The 17,694-nt window shown below is 61.2% G+C and carries 19 protein-coding genes; all 19 read left to right on the top strand.

The genetic code is table 11. The features are described from left to right. Window positions 1-378: 378 nt before the first annotated feature. The 19 genes from VGL70_13875 (at window position 379) to VGL70_13785 (ending at window position 17,692) form a co-directional block, all read left to right on the top strand. Entirely contained in the window at window positions 379-1,512 is a 1,134-nt protein-coding gene (locus VGL70_13875) for a sigma-54 dependent transcriptional regulator (GenBank protein HEY3304615.1), read from the top strand. 83 nt (window positions 1,513-1,595) lie between these two features. Continuing rightward, window positions 1,596-2,873 carry an ATP-binding protein gene (locus VGL70_13870; protein HEY3304614.1) on the top strand — a complete coding sequence of 426 codons (1,278 nt, stop codon included), beginning with the start codon at window positions 1,596-1,598 and terminating at the stop codon, window positions 2,871-2,873. Then, a complete protein-coding gene (locus tag VGL70_13865; GenBank protein ID HEY3304613.1) occupies window positions 2,848-4,224 on the top strand; it encodes a sigma-54 dependent transcriptional regulator in 1,377 nt (458 codons plus the stop codon). Before VGL70_13870 ends, VGL70_13865 begins: the two co-directional genes overlap by 26 nt. Continuing rightward, window positions 4,224-4,655, top strand: coding sequence for a flagellar basal body rod protein FlgB (flgB, locus tag VGL70_13860; protein HEY3304612.1), 432 nt, complete (start codon window positions 4,224-4,226; stop codon window positions 4,653-4,655). Before VGL70_13865 ends, flgB begins: the two co-directional genes overlap by 1 nt. Window positions 4,656-4,661: 6 nt before the next feature. Continuing rightward, on the top strand, window positions 4,662-5,120 hold the full coding sequence (flgC, locus tag VGL70_13855; GenBank protein ID HEY3304611.1) for a flagellar basal body rod protein FlgC: 459 nt from the start codon (window positions 4,662-4,664) through the stop codon (window positions 5,118-5,120). A 24-nt stretch (window positions 5,121-5,144) separates the two neighbouring features. Beyond that, window positions 5,145-5,444, top strand: a complete 300-nt coding sequence (gene fliE, locus VGL70_13850) for a flagellar hook-basal body complex protein FliE (protein ID HEY3304610.1) — start codon at window positions 5,145-5,147, stop codon at window positions 5,442-5,444. A gap of 80 nt (window positions 5,445-5,524) precedes the next feature. After that, complete coding sequence (fliF, locus tag VGL70_13845) at window positions 5,525-7,195, top strand: flagellar basal-body MS-ring/collar protein FliF (GenBank protein HEY3304609.1); 1,671 nt, start codon at window positions 5,525-5,527, stop codon at window positions 7,193-7,195. Beyond that, complete coding sequence (gene fliG, locus VGL70_13840) at window positions 7,195-8,226, top strand: flagellar motor switch protein FliG (protein HEY3304608.1); 1,032 nt, start codon at window positions 7,195-7,197, stop codon at window positions 8,224-8,226. Before fliF ends, fliG begins: the two co-directional genes overlap by 1 nt. Further along, window positions 8,219-8,929: a FliH/SctL family protein gene (locus VGL70_13835; GenBank protein ID HEY3304607.1), complete on the top strand. Its 711-nt coding sequence runs from the start codon at window positions 8,219-8,221 to the stop codon at window positions 8,927-8,929. The genes fliG and VGL70_13835 overlap by 8 nt, the downstream gene beginning before the upstream one ends. Window positions 8,930-8,931: 2 nt before the next feature. Further along, the gene (locus VGL70_13830; GenBank protein HEY3304606.1) at window positions 8,932-10,251 is read left to right on the top strand and encodes a FliI/YscN family ATPase; all 1,320 of its coding nucleotides are present in this window, start codon (window positions 8,932-8,934) and stop codon (window positions 10,249-10,251) included. A 76-nt stretch (window positions 10,252-10,327) separates the two neighbouring features. After that, window positions 10,328-10,525 carry a hypothetical protein gene (locus tag VGL70_13825; GenBank protein HEY3304605.1) on the top strand — a complete coding sequence of 66 codons (198 nt, stop codon included), beginning with the start codon at window positions 10,328-10,330 and terminating at the stop codon, window positions 10,523-10,525. Between the two features lie 4 nt (window positions 10,526-10,529). Beyond that, complete coding sequence (gene fliJ / locus VGL70_13820) at window positions 10,530-11,003, top strand: flagellar export protein FliJ (protein ID HEY3304604.1); 474 nt, start codon at window positions 10,530-10,532, stop codon at window positions 11,001-11,003. 230 nt (window positions 11,004-11,233) lie between these two features. Then, window positions 11,234-12,610, top strand: a complete 1,377-nt coding sequence (locus VGL70_13815; protein HEY3304603.1) for a flagellar hook-length control protein FliK — start codon at window positions 11,234-11,236, stop codon at window positions 12,608-12,610. A gap of 55 nt (window positions 12,611-12,665) precedes the next feature. Beyond that, window positions 12,666-13,322: a flagellar hook capping FlgD N-terminal domain-containing protein gene (locus VGL70_13810; protein ID HEY3304602.1), complete on the top strand. Its 657-nt coding sequence runs from the start codon at window positions 12,666-12,668 to the stop codon at window positions 13,320-13,322. A gap of 2 nt (window positions 13,323-13,324) precedes the next feature. Continuing rightward, the gene (locus VGL70_13805; GenBank protein ID HEY3304601.1) at window positions 13,325-14,566 is read left to right on the top strand and encodes a flagellar hook protein FlgE; all 1,242 of its coding nucleotides are present in this window, start codon (window positions 13,325-13,327) and stop codon (window positions 14,564-14,566) included. Window positions 14,567-14,670: 104 nt separating this feature from the next. Continuing rightward, window positions 14,671-15,972 (top strand): flagellar hook protein FlgE, encoded by a 1,302-nt coding sequence (locus tag VGL70_13800; GenBank protein HEY3304600.1) that lies wholly within the window; start codon window positions 14,671-14,673, stop codon window positions 15,970-15,972. Between the two features lie 168 nt (window positions 15,973-16,140). Beyond that, complete coding sequence (locus VGL70_13795; protein ID HEY3304599.1) at window positions 16,141-16,839, top strand: hypothetical protein; 699 nt, start codon at window positions 16,141-16,143, stop codon at window positions 16,837-16,839. Between the two features lie 47 nt (window positions 16,840-16,886). Continuing rightward, window positions 16,887-17,249 (top strand): chemotaxis response regulator CheY, encoded by a 363-nt coding sequence (locus VGL70_13790; protein HEY3304598.1) that lies wholly within the window; start codon window positions 16,887-16,889, stop codon window positions 17,247-17,249. A 125-nt stretch (window positions 17,250-17,374) separates the two neighbouring features. Further along, on the top strand, window positions 17,375-17,692 hold the full coding sequence (locus VGL70_13785) for an STAS domain-containing protein (GenBank protein ID HEY3304597.1): 318 nt from the start codon (window positions 17,375-17,377) through the stop codon (window positions 17,690-17,692). Window positions 17,693-17,694: the final 2 nt, after the last annotated feature.

Genomic DNA, 17,694 nt, shown 5'->3' with positions numbered 1-17,694 from the left:
GGGACAAATCGAGACAGCGCTTCGCGCTTCGTTAAATTTTTAGCGCGAGTTGGACGACGCGTTATTTTTTTGCCGCCTTGTCGGCATCTGTTCGCGATGCGTAGAACTTCGTTGCGTGCGTAAAAAGAAATTTTCGTTGAAGAAAGAAAGCTGACCCGCTCAAGCGTGATCCATCGCAAATCGACGACAGCAACATGAGTTAGAAGGAACGACTCAGACGCTATTCGGCGTGGCCGACGCCTTCGTTCAATATCCACCGAACTCTTCACGCCCGACCCTGGCTTTCAAATTGCAGAGCGCCACCGAATCATCACACGGAAAAATTTTCCCGCGCCGAGCGAATCGCGCGGCAGTTTTTGACTCCAAGGAAGGAAAATTATGACGACAAGCATCGACTCTTTACTCGATCAGACGGCGGCGAGCTTGCCTTGGCAAACCATCGGCATGGTGGCCGGGAGCCCGGTCATGCGGCAAATCTTCAATCTCATCCTCAAGCTCGCAGGCAGCGATGCCACCGTCCTGATCATGGGAGAGAGCGGCACCGGCAAAGAGATGGTCGCCAACGCCATCCATAACATGGGCAACAGGGTTTCGCAGCCCTTCGTGCCGGTCAACTGCGCGGCGATCCCGGAAGAGCTTTTGGAGAGCGAGCTGTTCGGACACGTGCGCGGCGCTTTCACCGGCGCGGTGAACGCCCGCCAGGGACGGTTCCAGTTGGCGCACGGCGGTACGCTTTTTCTCGATGAAGTCGGCGAGATGAGCCCGAAGCTCCAGGTCAAGCTCCTCCGCGTCTTGCAAGATCGGGTATTCGAGCCGGTCGGCAGCGACAAGGCGGTGCGCGTGGACGTCCGCGTCATAGCCGCAACCAACAGAGATTTACGACAGGCGGTGACGGAAGAGCGCTTTCGTGAAGATCTGTTCTATCGCCTGAACGTCCTGCCGATTTTTCTGCCGCCGCTCAGGGAACGTCGGGAAGACGTTCCGCTCTTGATCGGCCACTTTCTCCTCCTCCATAGCCGAAAAAAAGGCAAAGCCATCGAGACCATCGAGAGCGAAGCCTTAGAGCTGCTCAAGCGCTACGACTGGCCGGGGAACGTTCGCGAGTTGGAGAATTTGATGGAGCGCCTCGTGGTCCTGAACGAAGACGGAGTGATCCGCGCCAAGGATCTGCCCGGTTATCTCGCCGAGAAGCGCGTGGCAAAAGGCGAGATAAGCGCCGCCGTCTCTCTGCCTAACGAAGGCGTGGATCTGGACGCGCTGTTGAAAATCATCGAAGGCGATTTGATGCGCCAGGCCCTTCAGCGCACCGGCGGCAACAAGAGCCGCGCCGCCGAGCTATTGAAACTCAACCGCACGACCCTGGTCGAGCGTCTCAGGCGCCAGGAGCAGATCGCGCGCCAATTCGCGCTGCCGCTGTCTTCCGTCGGGAACTTGACGCGCGACCGGTTTTCCTTGACGGCGGGGCGGCAAATTTTTCCCGACGGCAGCATGACGGGCCTTGCCGCGTCGTGACGTAAGGGCGTGATGCATGTTCTTGGGCGCCGGAAATAACTGGCACAACGATTGCAAATTTTGCCGAGCGAAAGTGAAAAATCATGCAGTCCGTTGCTGAGCAAATCTGTCAAACAACCGCCGAAGTCGACGTGGGCGTCCTCGCCGATCTGATCTCGCGCTTCCAACAAAGCAGCATCGAGCTGACCCAGGAATATCGACGGCTCCAGCTCCGCGTCGCCAACCTCGACGGCGAGCTGGAAAGAAAAAATCGCGAGCTGGAAAAAAGCCTGTTCGAGCGCGAGAGGGCCCGCGCCTATCTGCTGTCGATTTTGGAGAGTCTCAAAGCCGGAGTCCTGGTGCTGGACCCGGAGCTCAATCCCACGCTCGTCAATCGCCGCTGGACGGAGCTGGCGGGCGAGGGCAGTCGCGAGCAATTGTCCCGGCTCACGGGCGAAAGATTGATGCGCTGTCTCGAACAGGGCCGGCGCGACGTTCTCCCCCTGGAATGCGAACGCAGCGTCAAATTGCCCGATGGGACGACCGTCCCCGTGCACCTAACGATCTCGGAAATCGTCGTCCATGAGAATCAGAGCGGCGGCTACGTGCTGGTGCTCCAGGACGTGGGGCGGCTGAAGCGGCTCGAAGCGGAGGCGGCGCGGACGCGCCGGCTCGCCGCGCTGGGCGAGATGGCGGCGGAGATGGCCCATCAGATCCGGAGCCCGCTCGGCGGCATCGAGCTTTACGCTTCGCTGCTCAAAGAAAAGGGCGACGCCGACAGCCAGAGGGTGGCCGGCGAGATTTTGAGCGCGGTCAACCGGCTCTACACGACGATTTCCCATTTGCTTTCTTTCGGCGCCGAGCCAGCGATCGCGGCCGATCTGGTGCCGGTCGGTTTGTTGATGCGCGACTTGAAAGAGCTGACGAGCCCGCTTTTCCGCTCGGGACAATGGCGGCTCAATTTGGATATCGAGCCCGGGCTCCCTCCTCTATGGGGCGACCGCGGGCTCCTGGCGCAGGCGCTTCTCAATCTCGTGGCCAACGCGAAAGAGGCGATGCCCGACGGAGGAGAAGTGCGGCTCACGGTGACGCGTTCGCCGCGCTACACCGTGAACGGCCGCATCCATCGAACCCTGGAGTTGAGTATCATCGACGACGGAATCGGGATCGCGCCGGAAAATCGCGAGCGCATCTTCGATCCTTTTTTCACCACAAAGGCGGCGGGGACCGGCCTGGGTCTCGCGCTCACGCACAAGATCGTCCGCGCTCATCACGGCTCCATCGAGGTCACGTCGGAGCCGGGACGCGGAAGCCGTTTCGTTCTGCTGCTGCCTGTTGCTGGTAGCGTGGAGGAATATGCAGAAACAGATTCTGATAGCTGATGACGACCCGACGATGCGCGCGGCGCTCGACGAAGCGCTCAAGACCGCCGGCTACGGCGTGACGGCCTGCGCCGACGGCGAAGAGGCCGGGCACGCGATCGACCAGGGCGGCGTGGACCTCGTCGTGAGCGACGTGCGCATGCCGGCCGTGGGCGGGATGGAGCTTCTGAAGCGCTTTCAAGGCATCCCGTTCATCATGGTGAGCGGCTACGCCACGGTGCCGGAAGCCGTCGAGGCGATGAAGGTCGGCGCTTACGATTTTCTCGTCAAGCCGTTTTCCTACCGCGAGCTGATCTCGCTCGTCGAGAACGCGCTCACCGACGGCGCCGACGGCGCGCGCGGCGAGCTCGCGACCGACGATATCGTGACGACGCACCCGCAAATGCACGCGCTGCTCAAATTCGCCGCGCAGGTGGCGAAGTCGCACGCCGCGGTCCTGATCACCGGCGAGAGCGGCACGGGCAAGGAATTGCTCGCGCGCTTCATCCACGTGCGCAGCCGGCGCGACAGCGGGCCTTTCGTCGCCGTCAACTGCGCCGCGCTCCCCGAAGGTCTTTTGGAATCCGAATTGTTCGGCCATGAAAAAGGCGCGTTCACCGGCGCCGTCGCCGCCAAGCCGGGAAAGTTCGAGCTGGCGCACAAGGGAACCCTGCTGCTCGACGAAGTGAGCGAGATGCCGCTGGCGCTGCAAGCCAAGCTTTTGCGCGTGCTGCAAGAGCGCGAAGTGGACCGGTTGGGCGGAAAACGGCCGCTCGCGATCGACGCGCGCGTCATCGCCACGACCAACCGCGATCTCCGCGAGATGGTGCGCGCGGGGACTTTCCGCGAAGATCTTTTTTACCGCCTCAACGTGATTCCGCTCCGGCTTCCCGCTCTGCGCGAGAGAATGCAGGACATCGAGCCGCTGGCGCGCGACTTTTTTTCCGGCCGGGGCTACAAAAAAACTTCGCTCTCGCCCGGGGCGCTGGCCGAGCTCATGGCGCGAGCGTGGCCGGGCAATATTCGCGAGCTTTTCAACGTGCTCGAACGGGCGGCGATCATCGCCGCGGGAGGGCTCATCGAGCGGGAGCATCTGCTCCTGGACGACGACATGGCGGCGGTCGTGGGCGCGCAGTCGAGAGTCTGGAACGCGATTGCGGCGGCGCCCGAAACGCCTTCGGCCAATAACGGCGTGGACAAGATCGCGCCCGGCATCTCGGTCAGGGAGATGGAAGAGAAGTTGATCTGGAAGACTCTAGCGGAGGTCCGCAACAACCGCACCGAGGCGGCGAAGCTCCTCGGCATCAGCGTCAGGACCTTGCGCAACAAGCTTAAGCAGTACCGGCTTAGGCAATGTCAGATGGAGGCATAATGGCGGGCTTTACACTGTTCAATGCGACGCACGACCTGCTTCAGCTTTCGATGCGGCTGCGCTCGATGCGGCATGAGCTTTTGGCGGGAAATATCGCCAATGCCGACACGCCCGGATACCGCGCCAAGGACATCGACTTTGCCGCGGCGCTGCGCGCGCTGGTCGCGCCGGAAAACGCGCCGGTTCAGTTTCCGAAGACGCCGGGCATTCAACTGATCAGCGCGCCCTCGATTGGTTTTCCGCAGGGCGGCGCGATCGAACCGGCGCTCGTCGTGCAGGAAGCCGAAGCCAAATTGGACGGCAACTCCGTCGATCTCGACCGGCAGATCGCGAACCTGGTCGAGAACTCGCTTTCGTACGAGACCAGTCTCGTTTTGCTGGGGCGGAAGCTCGCGGCCCTGCGCTACGCGATCAGCGAAGGAAGGAGATAGGTCGATATGGATCTCTACAGAATTTTGACCGTGAGCAGCGCGGGCATGAACGCGCAGCGCGACCGCATGAGCGTCGTCTCGGGGAATCTCGTGAACTCCGAGACCACGCGCACGCCCGAGGGCGGCCCGTATCGAAGGAGAGACATCATCTTTCAGGCCGCGCCGGTCGAGGAGGAGAATTTCTCTTCGCTCATGACGGTTGGGTTTTCCCAGCAGCGGCCGAGCGGAATTTTAACCGTGGAAGTCGCGGGCGTGCGTGAAAGCAGCAAGGCGCCGAGACGGGTCTATGATCCCGAGCATCCCGACGCCGACGCTCAAGGATACGTTTTCTATCCGGATATCAACGTCATGGAGGAGATGGCCGATCTCATGTCGGCGGTGCGCTCGTACGAGGCGAATCTTGCGGTCTTCAACGCGACCAAGGGACTGGTGCGGCGGCTCTTGGACTTCGGCCGCCAGCCGTAAAATTGTTTTTCGGGAGAACGGACTATGACGATCAAAGAATTAGGCACGAAGGCCCTGTTGCCCGAGGTCGGACAGCTTCCCAAGGCGGCTTCCAATCCGACGAAGGCGGAGTTCGGCACGTATCTCAAGGAGGCCGTGGGAGAAGCCAACCAGCTCCAGCAGAAGGCGGACCAGGCGATTCAGCAGCTCGTCGCCGAAGGCAAGGGCGACCTGCAAGACACCATGGTCGCTCTGGAGAAAGCGGATGTCTCGTTTCGCTTCATGATGCAGGTGCGCAACAAAGTCCTGGAAGCCTACCAGGAAATCATCCGCATGCAGGTATGACGTGAATAGCGATCAGCGATAAACGGTCAGCTTTCAGCCAAGATGAGGATTCAGCCCGGTTCTCGTAGCCATAGATATTTATGCCCCAACAGATCCTGCAAATTTTCAACAACGCCCGACAATGGTTGGGGCATTTTTTATCTTCGCTCTCGCCGAAACAAAAGCGCCTGATCGTTCTCGCCGTGCCGGTTTTCCTGGTCCTGGCGGCCGCGGGAAACTACCTTTTTAAACAGGGTTATTACAGCCCGCTTTTCACCAATCTTTCGCCGCAGGACGGCGCCGCCGTCATCCGCGAGCTCGAGGCCGATAAAATTCCCTTTCAGCTCCGCGGCGACGGCTCGGTGATCGCCGTGCCGCGCCAGATCGTCTATGAGGCGCGGCTGAAGCTCGCCGGCAAGGGCATTCCCTCGGGCGGCGGAGTCGGCTTCGAGATTTTCGAGAAAACCTCCTTCGGCATGAGCGAGTTTACCCAGCAGGTCAATTATCTGAGGGCGCTGCAAGGCGAGCTGGCGCGCACGATCAACAGTCTCGGCGCGGTCCAGTCGAGCCGGGTGCACCTGGCGCTGCCGTCGCGCTCGAATTTTCTCGCGGAAGAAGAAAAACCGTCGGCCTCCGCCGTCGTCGAGCTGAGACCCGGCTATCACCTCACCACGGAGCAGGTCGACGGCATCATCCACCTGATATCGACGTCGGTGCCCAAGCTGACGCCCGACCGCGTCAATGTGATCGACACCTCCGGGCGGCGCTTGCTCGGTTTGCCGGCGGCGGGCGCCGGGGCGGCGAGCGAGGGCGAATCTCTCCATCAGTTGAAAGTGCGCTTCGAGCAGGAACTGGAGCGGCGAATCGAGACGATGCTCGACCCGGTCGTGGGCTCCGGCAGAACCGTCGTGCGCGTCAACGCGCAGATGAGCTTTCAAGAAACGCAGATGCTCCGCGAGCAGTTCGATCCCAACAACCAGGTCGTGCGCGCGCAGCAATTCCTCGAGGATGCGCCGGGAAAATCCAAAACCGCGGGCGTGCCCGGAGTACAGTCCAACATACCCGGAGGCGAAGCGCTGAATCAGAAAGACGGCGCGCAGAAAGAAGCCGCGCAAAAGGAAAGCGCGCCCAAGCGAAGCGGCCAGATGGTGAGCTACGAAGTCGGCAAGACCACCAGCCGGATCAACGAGCCGCGCGGGCAAATTATGCGGACCTCCGTCGCCGTTCTGGTGGACGGAAAATACGACGGCGGCAATTACGCGCCGCGCCCGCCGGAAGAGCTGGAGCAGATCAAAGGCATCGTCATGCGGGCGATGGGATTCGACGCGGAGCGGGGCGATCAGGTCGAAGTGGCCAACATTCCGTTCAAAGCCGAGCCCGCGCCGGCTATTTCCAGTCTGCCAATCAAGAGCTTGCCGCCGTGGACGACGAGCCCGCCGCTCGGAATCGGCGCCGCCGCGGGCGCCGTGTTGTTGGGACTTTTGCTGTTCGCTCTCCTGCGCCGCGGCGGCAGGCGCAAGCCGCATCGAGAAGCCGTCGCGCAGCCGCAGGCCCCGCTCATGGTGAAGGAAGCCGTCGAAGGCGTCATCGACAAAGTCGTGGTCACTCAGGATCCCCGCCGCGAGCAGCTCATCCAGATCACTCGCGATTATCACGAAGCCATGGTGCGGATCATACGGACATGGCTCCATGAAGAGAGCGGGCAAAAAGGGGCGGTGAGGCCGCCCAACGGCAAGCGCGTCGAGATGCCGCGCGCGGAGGCATTGCATTGATGCCGAACGAAAGCCGCAAGGACCCGACCGCCGGACGTCCGCTGACCGGCCCGGAAAAAGCCGCGGTGCTGCTTGCGCTCGTGGGCGAGAAAGCGGCGACGGCGCTCGCCGGAGATCTCGAGGAAAAGGAGCTCGTCATGCTGCGCCAGGGCATCCACCGCATGGCGCAGATCGAGACGGAGCACATCGATCAGGTTTTCGAAGACACTTGCCGCCAGTTGAACAAGGCCAACATCCTGCCCGAGGGGACGACGGAATATCTGCTGAGGGTTCTCACCAAGGCGATGGGGCCGGAAAAGGCGAACAGCATCATCGGACGCATCTTTCAGGAGAACGACGACATCAGCGGCGTCGAGGCGCTCTACGACATGGACAGCAACACGCTGGCCCATTTTCTTCAGGAAGAGCACCCGCAGACGATCGCGTTCATCGTGGCTCATCTTTACCCCGCCCACGCCGGAGAGGTTTTCTCGCTGCTGCCCGAGGACAAACAGAACGACGTCGCCTATCGCATCACGCGGCTCGGCAGCACGCCCCCGGGCGTGATCGAAGAAGTGAGCGCCGTTTTGCGCAACGAGATCCGCCAGGTGCACGGCAAGCAGGTGGGCGGCGCGCGTCCGGTGGCGGAGATCCTCAACTACGTCGATAAAACGACCGAAGAGCGCGTGCTGGTCGGGCTGGCGAAGGTCGAGCCGGAGCTGGCCGAAAGCGTGCGCCGGCTCATGTTCACCTTCGAAGACCTGGCGCGGATCGACGATCTCAGCATGCAGGTCCTGATCCGCGAGGTCGAGCGCGAGAAGTGGGTGATGGCGATGCGCACCGTGAGCCCATCGCTCAGGAAAAAAATCTTCGCCAATATGTCCGAGCGCGCGGGAACGCTCTTGAAGGAAGAGCTGGAGTCGATGGGGCCGGTGCGTCTGCGCGACGTCGAGACGGTGCAGCGGGAGATTCTGGACTATGCACGCAAGCTCGAGGCCGAAGGAAAAGTTTACCTCACCTCGGGCAAGAGCAAAGAGGACATCCTTGTATAAGCTGGTCCTGAAAAATTCCCTCGATCCGAACGATATACAACCGTACCGCGAGCTGGACCTCGGCCGGCCGAGCGACGAGCCCGTCGCCGCGGCGCCGGAGGTGGAAACCGTTGAAGTCGAAGCGCTCGACTTGGACGCGCTCGGCCCGCTCGTGTGCTTGACCGTCGCGCAGCAAAAAGCCGAGGAGATCCTCGCGGCGGCCCGCAGCGGGGTGGAGAGTCTGCGTAAGGAAGCTTACGAAGAGGGTAAGAGCCTCGGCCGGGAGGAAGCCCGGAACGAGATTCTTCCCGCGCTCATCGGTTTCGCCCAGGCCGGCCAATCTCTCATCGTCTTCGAGGAGCAAATGGTCACGCGTTTTACGCCGCAGATGGTTCGGCTGGCGCTCGCGATCGCCGAAAAGATCGTCGGCAAGGCGGTCGCCGAAGATCCCGAAATCATCGCGTCGGTCTTGGAGCGCGCGAGAAAAGAAGTTCCCGACGCCCGGTTGGTCCGCGTGCGGCTCCATCCGGCGGATTACAACGTGCTCGTGGAAATGCGGTCCGATCTGGTGCGCGCCGGCGAAGAAGGCGGCAGAAAAGTCGAAGTGCTGGCCTCCGACGAGATCGGCCGCGGCGGATGCCGGATCGAAACGGAGATCGGCTCCGTCGATGCATCCATCCCGACTCAATTCCAAGAGATCAAGAGACAACTGCTCGATGAATGACTATGAGCGAAAGTTTGCTCGAGCCCTACCATAGCCGGCTTCCAACCATCGCGCCGTATCGCGTCTCCGGGACGGTCACCGACGTGGTCGGACTTTTGATAACGAGCCGCGGTCCGTGGCTGCCGGTGGGCGCGGTGTGCAAAGTTCATCCGCTCCAGGGCGGCAACCCGGCGTTGGCGGAAGTCGTCGGTTTTCGCGGCGAACAAACTCTCTTGATGCCGCTCGGCGAGTTGCGCGGCGTGGGACCCGGAAGCCGGGTCATCGCTCTGGCGAAGGAGGCGCACTATCCCGTGGGCGAAGGACTGCTCGGACGCGTGATCGACGGCTTGGGCCTTCCGATCGACGGGAAAGGTCCGGCGGCCGGCGCGCACTCTTATCCTCTCTATATTTCCGGCACCAATCCCATGGACCGGCAAGGCATCACCGAACCGCTCGACGTCGGCATTCGCGCGATCAACGGCATGGTGACGTGCGGCAAGGGACAGCGGGTGGCGATCATGGCCGGCGCCGGCGTCGGCAAAAGCACGCTGCTTGCGATGATCGCGCGCAACACGCGTGTCGATGTGAAGGTGATCGCGCTCCTCGGCGAGCGCGGGCGCGAAGTCGAAGACTTCGTCGAGCGCGGACTTCCCGCCGAGGACCGGGAACGGACGGTCGTGGTCGCTGCGACCTCGGCCGACCCGGCTCTGGTGCGCGTGCGCGGCGCTTTTTTGGCAACAGCCATTGCAGAATATTTTTGCGACCACGGCCAGGACGTGCTGTTGCTGGTGGATTCGCTCAGCCGCTTCGCCATGGCTCAGCGCGAGGCCGGTCTCGCCGTCGGCGAGCCGCCTTCGACCAAAGGTTACACGCCGTCGGTTTTTGCGCTGTTGCCGCGCTTGATCGAGCGCGCGGGCACATGGAAAGGAAGGGGCAGCATCACCGCTATGTATACGGTTCTTATGGAAGGCGACGATCCGCACGAGCCGGTGACCGACGCGGTGCGCTCGCTGACCGACGGCCACATCCAGCTCTCGCGCCGCCTGGCGGAGCAGAGTCATTTCCCCGCCATCGACGTTCTTGCCTCGGTCAGCCGGGTGCGGCCGCAAGTGACCTCAGCGGAGCATAGAAATTTAGTCGCGGAGATCACGCGCTTGCTCGCGGCCTATCGAGACGCAGAGGATTTGATCCAGATCGGCGCGTACGTGAAGGGAAAAAATCCCGACGTGGACCGCGCCATCCAGCTCATGCCCCGCATCCGCCGCTATCTCTGCCAGGACCGGGTCGAAGATATCAACTTCGAGGCGAGCGCGAGCGGGCTCACGGAAGTCCTCGCCGGATAAGTACCACTCCGCGTAGCCCGAGGCGCGAGTCTTTCCGGTCGAGCGCAATAGGGCGGTGCCTCATGGAGGTCTGCAAATGACAGATATGGAGCGCACATTTCCGGAAGACTGCAAACATGGTGGACAAGCACCCAACGCGGCATTGCGGCTGTACGTCCCTGTGCGCTCGCCCTTCAAGGCTCACCCCTCGGGCTACGGGCTGGATGTAACGCTTGCTGCTAGTTTTTTCTTTCTTTCGATAACTCAAAGTTCACAATTCAAAATTCAAAATTAAGCTCATGGCTCTCTTTCGCTTCCGTTTAAATTCCGTTCTCCGCTACCGCGAGCGAAAACGCGAGGACAAGCGCCTGGAGCTGCGCGCGCTGGAGCAAGCGAAGGAGAATCTCATCTCCGAGATCGACCGCCTCGAGCACAGTCTCACCCGCCAGAGAAAAGAAATGGACGAACAACGGGGGAAATTCGTCTCGGTCGCGGAGATGAGGCTCGCCGCGGATTTCGCTCAGCGAGTGACGGATCGAATTCGCGAGCGCCGGAGCGTTTTGGCGATCGTCGAGAAGCGGGCCGCCGAGAAACGGGACGAGCTGCTCGAAGCCAACCGGGACGTGAAAAGTCTCGAGCAACTGCGCCAGAGGCGATGGGAAAGACACCGCGTGGAAGAAGCGCGCGAAGAGCAGAAGCTCACCGACGAGGTCGGACAGCGGCAAGCTCTCGCCGGCGGGAAGCGGAAGAATTTTCCCCACGGAGAGTCATAATTTTCCCAGCACCGGCGCTCGCATGATTGGTCTCGTCGAAAGAAAAGCCGAGCAAAAACACCGTCAAGTTTTGGCCGGCGGCGCCGATATCGGTGGCGTACCCCTTGGCATTTGCTTTGCTCTCCCTCCTCTCCGCCATGAACGCGTCTGCAATCTTGCCGGCTCAACCGAGCGACGCCGGTTTGGAATCTCCTCACGCGGAAAATTCTAATCCATCCGAAGCTCCGGCCATGGACTTCGGCTCGTTATTGTTCATGTTTTCTTCCGGGCCTCAATCGGAGCCGGGCATTGGCGACGGATCAAATACGGCCGACGCCGAAAGTGCCGAGGGCGCCGATTTAGATCCGGAAAAACTTTCTCTCCGGTTAGTTCTCACTCCCGCGGTCATCTCGTTATACGATCCGCCGCAGCAAGTTGTAAACGGCAGACAAGGATTCATCGGTGAATTCTCCGAGGCGCTGGATCTTTCTCCGGTTTATTCCAACGAGCACGCAGCCGCGCAAGCGCTTCCCTTCGAGGGGCGGCTGCCGGAAGAGCCTCGGAAAGCTCTCGGGGAGTTCGATGTGGAGAAGTCGTACGGCGATGATCCGAGCTTTTGTGCAGAGGTCGGCCTTTCAGCGATGCCTGCCGAAGGAGCAGAGACAGCGGCACCGCAGAAGGCGGGAGAGAATATTTTATCTTTTCCGCCGACGGAGCGAGCCGGCGCGGGTCTTTCGCTCGAGAATGACGCGCGAAAAGACAACGCGGCAAATTTTGCTTTTATTCCGGAACCGGCACAGACCGAGAGAAGCGAGCAGATTTCGAGCGTACCGAAGCCGGACGCCGGTGCCGGGACGGCGCCATCGCGCGCGTACAATCTAGCGAAACAAAATAGCGGCCAAGATAAACCAACCGAGTCCGAAGGCCGAGACCGGGAAGCTCCTTCATCGGCTTCAAGCCGGCCTCAAATTAATCTGCCTCGCGATTCCGAAAACTTCGTTTTGCCTGGATCATCCACTAAGGACCATCTCGCGGCGCGCGTCGAAGGTTCTTCTTCGCCAAGCGAGAAAAGCGATTTTTTGATTGCCCGAAAAGGTGATTCCTCCGACGTTGAGCCGAACGCGCAATCAATTGCGCAAGGGACGTTCTTCCGCGGCCTCGAAAGCGAGCGGACGGCGGCGCCGCAGGCGGCGCATGTCTGGTCCTCCACGATCGAGCGACTGGCGGCGGAGATCTCGACCCATATTCGCCAAAATCGGCACGAAGTCACCATGCATCTGGAACCTCCCGAGCTGGGCAACTTACGGATCGAGCTCTCGCTCGACGGCGACCGGCTGCAAGCGCGCGTCACGGCGGAAGTCGCCGACGCGGGCAATCTGATTCAGACGCACCTTCCGGAGCTGCGCCAGGCCTTGCAAGCGCACAAGCTCGATCTCGTCAACGTACAAGTGGATCTCGACGGCTGGGCGGGGCTCGGCGCCGGTCTCGCGCAAGATTCTCGTCAACAATCACGAGAGAGCGCCGATCTGGCGACGCTGTCCGCTATTTCTCAAGCCAGCGACGGCGAGGCGAAGGAACTTTCGAAACCCACGTCAGCCTCCGGCGGCTCGGTGAGTGTCTGGGCGTGAACAAAAAAAGTAAAAAGTAAAAACTAAAAAGGCAAAAAAAGAGAGCAGGTAAAACATGGCGGTACAACCGATCAGTCAAGGGGCGATACCGGGAGCGGCGGGTCCCATCGGCGGGAATCAGGGCATGGGGCGCGATGATTTCTTGAAGCTCTTGATCGCGCAGTTGCAGAATCAGGACCCGCTTCACCCGCTCGATAACCAGGAATTCGCCGCGCAGCTCGCCACTTTCAACAGCCTCGACCAGTTGATCGGCATCAACCAGAAGCTCGACGGCGTGCAGCTTCAACAGCAGTTTCTCGGCCAGCTCGGCGCCGTCTCGTTGATCGGTAAAGAGATTATCGCGGAAGGAAACCAGATCGTCCTCGCGAGCGGAACGCAGCCGACGATCTCATATTCGCTCGGCGCGCCCGCGGCCCGGGTCGTGATCAACATCAAGGACGATAAGGGCAACACCGTGAGGACGATCCAGACGGGAAACCAGGGTGCCGGAAACCAAACGGCCGTGTGGGACGGCAAAGACAGCACTGGAAACGCGCTTCCCGCGGGCGTCTATTCGATCGAAGTCACCGCGTTCGACGCGGCCGGCAAGAGCGTCGCCGCAACCACGCGCACGCGCGGCGTCGTCACCGGAGTCAGCCTCGACGGCGGTGAGCTCTTGCTCGAGATCGGCGGCATTAAAATTCCGCTGGGCGCGGTGAGAGGAATTCTTTAACCATGTCGATTTCCAGCTCGCTATATACTGCGGAGAGCGCGCTCAGCGCAACCGATTATTGGATGTCGGTGATCGGCAACAACATCGCCAACATGAACACCGTCGGCTTTAAAGCCTCGCAAGCGGACTTTGCCGATCTTTTTGCCTCGACCGAGGGATGGCTGCAATTCGGCCACGGAGTCCAGCTCGCCGGCACGCGCCGTCTGGAGCTGCAGGGCGCGATCGAAGGCACGGGCGCTCCTTTGGATTTGGCCGTCGCCGGGCAGGGGTTTTTCATTCTCAGAGACAGCGGCGGCAATTTATTTTACACCCGCGCGGGACAGTTTACGTTGGATGCCGACGGCACCATCGTCAACGCCGGCGGTCTCGCCCTCCAGGGCCCGGGCGGAAATATTACTTTGACCGGCGGGCTCACGCTGCCGGGGCGGCAGACGACTGCCTTGAGGCTTTCGGTCAACCTCGACGCGGACGAGACGACTCCGACGAGCGCGTTTCCCGCCGGCCCCGACGCTCCTTCGAGCGCCTGGTTCGCGGCCGGAAATTATTCCACCAGCTTTTCGCTGTACGACTCCGCGGGCGAACAGCATGATTTGAATTTTGTTTTTCGCAAGACCGGGACAAATACCTGGGAGTACCGCGTCCTCGCCAAGAGGAGCGAGATCGACCCGGGCGCGCCCACGAGCGCGGATTTGCGCCAGATCGGAAGCGGGACTTTGACGTTCGACTCTTCCGGCGCGCTCACCAACTCGACCGGCGGCATCGGCGCGGTCAACTGGGTCGGCGGCGCCGCTAATCCGGCGATCAACGGCGGTAATTTGAGCTTCACCGGGACAACGCAATTCGCCGCGGCTTCGGCCGTTAATTTGCTCACCCAGAACGGCTTCGCGACCGGGACGCTGACGCGCATCACCATCGGCGCCGACGGCGCGATCGTCGGAGAATATTCCAACGGCGGCACCCGGCCGTTCGGCCAGATCACGCTGGCCAATTTTGCCAACTCAGCCGGCCTCGATGCGATCGGCGACAGTCTCCTCGCCGTCTCCGCGGATTCCGGCGCCGCCGTGACGGGCATACCGGGCCAGGGCGTCCTCGGCGCGGTGCTTTCTGGATCGCTGGAGATGTCGAACGTGGACCTGCCTCAGGAGTTCGTCAACATGATCCTGACCCAGAGAAGCTTCCAGATCAATTCGCGCGTCATCACCGTGGCGGACCAGATGTACTCGATCGCGGCAAACCTCAAATAAGTTAAAAGCATGCCCTGAGCGGAGTCGAAGGGTACAAAGGAAAAAGTAAAAAGTAGAATCCAAAATCCAAAATCGAAAATCTAAAATAGAAAAAGGGGGTACTCATGGCACTTACGTCAGCGCTTTTCAGCGGGGTCAGCGGCATCAACGCCAACGGCAACGCGATGAATATCATCGGCGACAATATCGCTAACGTCAACACGGTGGGCTTCAAGGCGAGCCGGTCGGTCTTTTTCGATCTGCTCAGCGCTCAAGTCGGCGGAACGAAAATAGGCACGGGCTCGCGCCTGGCCGCCGCCACCCGTCTTTTCAGTCAAGGCGGCGTGGAGACGACCAGCAGCGCGACGGATATGGCGATCGAAGGGGCGGGGATGTTCGTGCTCGCGGACGCGCAGGGCGGACTTTTCTATAGCCGCGCCGGACAGTTCAATTTCGACGCCGACGGCAATCTGGTCAATCCGGCGGGGCTGCAAGTCCAGGGCTTCGAGCTCGACGTCAACGGCAACATCATCAGCGGTCTCATGGACATCAGCATCAACTCCAGACGCTTGCTTCCGCCCGTCGTCACGACCGAGATCGACTTGTCCCTGAATCTCGACGCCACCGCGACGGTGCCTGCCACGCCGTTTCCCGTCGATGCGGTCGGCACGCAAGCCGCTCCCAGCGTCTGGTTCGGCGCCAGCAACTTCTCGACCGTGGTGACGGTCTACGACTCTCTGGGCGCCGCGCACGATCTTACGTTCGTGTTTCGCAAGACGGCGACCGCCAATGAGTGGGAGTACCGCGTCCTCGCCGACGCCGGCGAGGTCACCGGCGGAACCGCCGGCAACTTGATGCAAATCAACGCGCCTGGCGGGTACCTCGCGTTCAATCCGAACGGGACTCTGAATTTCGGCCCTCCGACCAACATCGGGGCGATCGGTCCGGTCGCCTGGGCCAACGGCTCGAACCCGCAGACGATCGCGGCCGTCGACCTCGACTTTACCGGCACGAGCCAGTTCGCGCTGCCTTCCGCGACCAATGCCTTAAGTCAAAACGGCTCGCCCTCCGGAAGCGTGAGCGGCATTACCATCGACACCGATGGAGTGATCACCGGACATTTCAGCACCGGCCCGACCGAGCCGTTGTTCCGGATCGCCCTCGCCGACTTCAACAGTCCCGAGGGACTGACGCATCTGGGCAACACGCTCTTTGCGCAATCGTCGCAATCCGGCGCGCCGATCTTCGGCACCGCCGGCAACGGCGGCTTGGGAACGGTCTTGCCGGGATCGCTTGAGCTTTCGAACGTCGATCTCGCGACCGAGTTCGTCAAAATGGTAACGACGCAGCGCGGCTTTCAGGCCAGCTCCCGCATTATCACCGTGACCGACACCCTGCTGGAAGAAGTCGCCAACTTGAAGAGATAACCCGCCCCCGATGACCTATCAACTCTCCGCTCCTGAAGCCGGGCCGGTCTCCGTGAGGCCGGCCCGGCTCCCTTCCTTTATATAGGGGCATGCTTCAGGCCGGTCGCTAAAGCATGGCGGGTTTTTGCCGATGCAATATCAGGAGTGAATTGTTCAAAAGGGGGTACTATGGCCGAAGCCTGCAGTTGTAGAGAATCTCATCCGGACAGCGAACCATGCGCCGGCGCCAAGGGCGCCGACGGTGCCTACTCCGTCACGGAAGTCATCGAGATGGCCCGGGCCCTCACCGAAGGCAACTTCGAGCGTCAATTCAGCCAAAAATTTCAGGGAGAGCTGGGAGCCCTCGCCGGCTACATCGAAAACTTGCGCCAGAGGCTGAAGGGAATCTCGTCGGCCGCCGACAGCTCGTCCTACCTGATTCCCCAGGCCTCGATGGGGGTCGCGGGGATTTCTCACCAGACCGAGATGGGGATCAATTCCATCCTCGAGCTGATCGAAGAGGTCCTCGGCGATCAGGAGCGGATGCTGGAGTTGATCGACGGCGCGGGCAAGACCAACGGGAAAGGGATCGCGCTCTCCGTTTTTCAGGGCTTCGCCGAGAAAAGCAAGCGCAACCTGATGGCGGTGATGAGCCAGCTTTCTTTCCAGGACGTGATCCGGCAGCGCGCCGAGGGCGTGCAGGAGACGCTGGAGGCGGTGGAGAAAAAGATCGTCGAGCTGTTGATCAAGTTCAAGGTGGAGATGAGCGGCGACGGTTTGAAAGAAGAAGACGCGCGGGACCGCGTGCGCGAGGAAGTGAAAAATTTAACCGACGACATCGGGCTCGATCAGGCTCTGGTCGACGAGCTGCTCGACAACATCAAGTAAGCGGAACTTCCGTTGCTCTTGGGAGGTGAACAGTGTTCGATTCCAATATGGACATTCTGGTCGTAGACGACGCGTCCACCATGCGGCGGATCGTTCGCGGCCTGCTGCGCGAGCTGAGCCTGAAAAACATCCGCGAGGCCGAGAATGGATGCGACGCGCTGGAGGAGCTCAAGCGCAAAAAAGCCGATCTGGTGATCTCGGACTGGAACATGCCGCAGATGACCGGCATCGAGCTGTTGCGGGCGATTCGCGCCGACGGATCTCTGAAAGACGTCCCGGTGCTCATGGTTACCGCCGAGGCCAGGAAAGAAAATATTCTCGAGGCGGTGCAGGCCGGGGTGAACAACTACATCGTGAAGCCGTTCAGCGCCGAAACGCTGCAGGAAAAGCTGAACAAGATTTTCAAATGACGGTTTCGGCCGATCTCCATGGGCTCGCCAGTCCTTTCCCCCGCCGCGCGCTCTAGTCGAAATCGAGCGCGCGGCGCCTTCGATACCGCCGCCTGGAGGCTTCGTGATCGTGCTTTGGAGTTGAGATGGAACAGGAAAGAGCGGCTACCGTAAGCATCGCCGAGCGCGACGGCAAGCGCGCCGTCGTTTTGCAAGGCGCGGTCGATATTTTCTTCGCCGCGGATCTGCGCCAGGCCGCGCTCGCGCTGCTCGAAGGCGGGGAGGACGTCACCGTCGATTGTGAAAGATTGGAGCGCCTCGATACCGCCACGCTGCAAATCCTCCTGGCGCTGAAAAAAGAGCTGGAGCAAAGGGGGAAGAAGCTCAGGATGACCGAGCTCCGCTCCGAGCCGGCGCGTTTTGTCGGCCTGGCCGGTCTCACCCATCATCTTCTGCAGGAGTAACG

Source organism: Candidatus Binatia bacterium (assembly GCA_036504975.1).
Lineage (GTDB): Bacteria > Desulfobacterota > Binatia > UBA9968 > UBA9968 > JAJPJQ01.
This window is presented reverse-complemented; position numbering and strand designations above follow the sequence as displayed.

What these genes read in the sequence shown, in the direction of transcription:
- VGL70_13875 (HEY3304615.1), top strand. Translation starts at nt 379, where the DNA reads ATGACGACAAGCATCGACTCTTTACTCGATCAGACGGCGGCGAGCTTG.
- VGL70_13870 (HEY3304614.1), top strand. Translation starts at nt 1,596, where the DNA reads ATGCAGTCCGTTGCTGAGCAAATCTGTCAAACAACCGCCGAAGTCGAC.
- VGL70_13865 (HEY3304613.1), top strand. Translation starts at nt 2,848, where the DNA reads ATGCAGAAACAGATTCTGATAGCTGATGACGACCCGACGATGCGCGCG.
- flgB (HEY3304612.1), top strand. Translation starts at nt 4,224, where the DNA reads ATGGCGGGCTTTACACTGTTCAATGCGACGCACGACCTGCTTCAGCTT.
- flgC (HEY3304611.1), top strand. Translation starts at nt 4,662, where the DNA reads ATGGATCTCTACAGAATTTTGACCGTGAGCAGCGCGGGCATGAACGCG.
- fliE (HEY3304610.1), top strand. Translation starts at nt 5,145, where the DNA reads ATGACGATCAAAGAATTAGGCACGAAGGCCCTGTTGCCCGAGGTCGGA.
- fliF (HEY3304609.1), top strand. Translation starts at nt 5,525, where the DNA reads ATGCCCCAACAGATCCTGCAAATTTTCAACAACGCCCGACAATGGTTG.
- fliG (HEY3304608.1), top strand. Translation starts at nt 7,195, where the DNA reads ATGCCGAACGAAAGCCGCAAGGACCCGACCGCCGGACGTCCGCTGACC.
- VGL70_13830 (HEY3304606.1), top strand. Translation starts at nt 8,932, where the DNA reads ATGAGCGAAAGTTTGCTCGAGCCCTACCATAGCCGGCTTCCAACCATC.
- VGL70_13825 (HEY3304605.1), top strand. Translation starts at nt 10,328, where the DNA reads ATGACAGATATGGAGCGCACATTTCCGGAAGACTGCAAACATGGTGGA.
- fliJ (HEY3304604.1), top strand. Translation starts at nt 10,530, where the DNA reads ATGGCTCTCTTTCGCTTCCGTTTAAATTCCGTTCTCCGCTACCGCGAG.
- VGL70_13815 (HEY3304603.1), top strand. Translation starts at nt 11,234, where the DNA reads ATGGACTTCGGCTCGTTATTGTTCATGTTTTCTTCCGGGCCTCAATCG.
- VGL70_13810 (HEY3304602.1), top strand. Translation starts at nt 12,666, where the DNA reads ATGGCGGTACAACCGATCAGTCAAGGGGCGATACCGGGAGCGGCGGGT.
- VGL70_13805 (HEY3304601.1), top strand. Translation starts at nt 13,325, where the DNA reads ATGTCGATTTCCAGCTCGCTATATACTGCGGAGAGCGCGCTCAGCGCA.
- VGL70_13800 (HEY3304600.1), top strand. Translation starts at nt 14,671, where the DNA reads ATGGCACTTACGTCAGCGCTTTTCAGCGGGGTCAGCGGCATCAACGCC.
- VGL70_13795 (HEY3304599.1), top strand. Translation starts at nt 16,141, where the DNA reads ATGGCCGAAGCCTGCAGTTGTAGAGAATCTCATCCGGACAGCGAACCA.
- VGL70_13790 (HEY3304598.1), top strand. Translation starts at nt 16,887, where the DNA reads ATGGACATTCTGGTCGTAGACGACGCGTCCACCATGCGGCGGATCGTT.
- VGL70_13785 (HEY3304597.1), top strand. Translation starts at nt 17,375, where the DNA reads ATGGAACAGGAAAGAGCGGCTACCGTAAGCATCGCCGAGCGCGACGGC.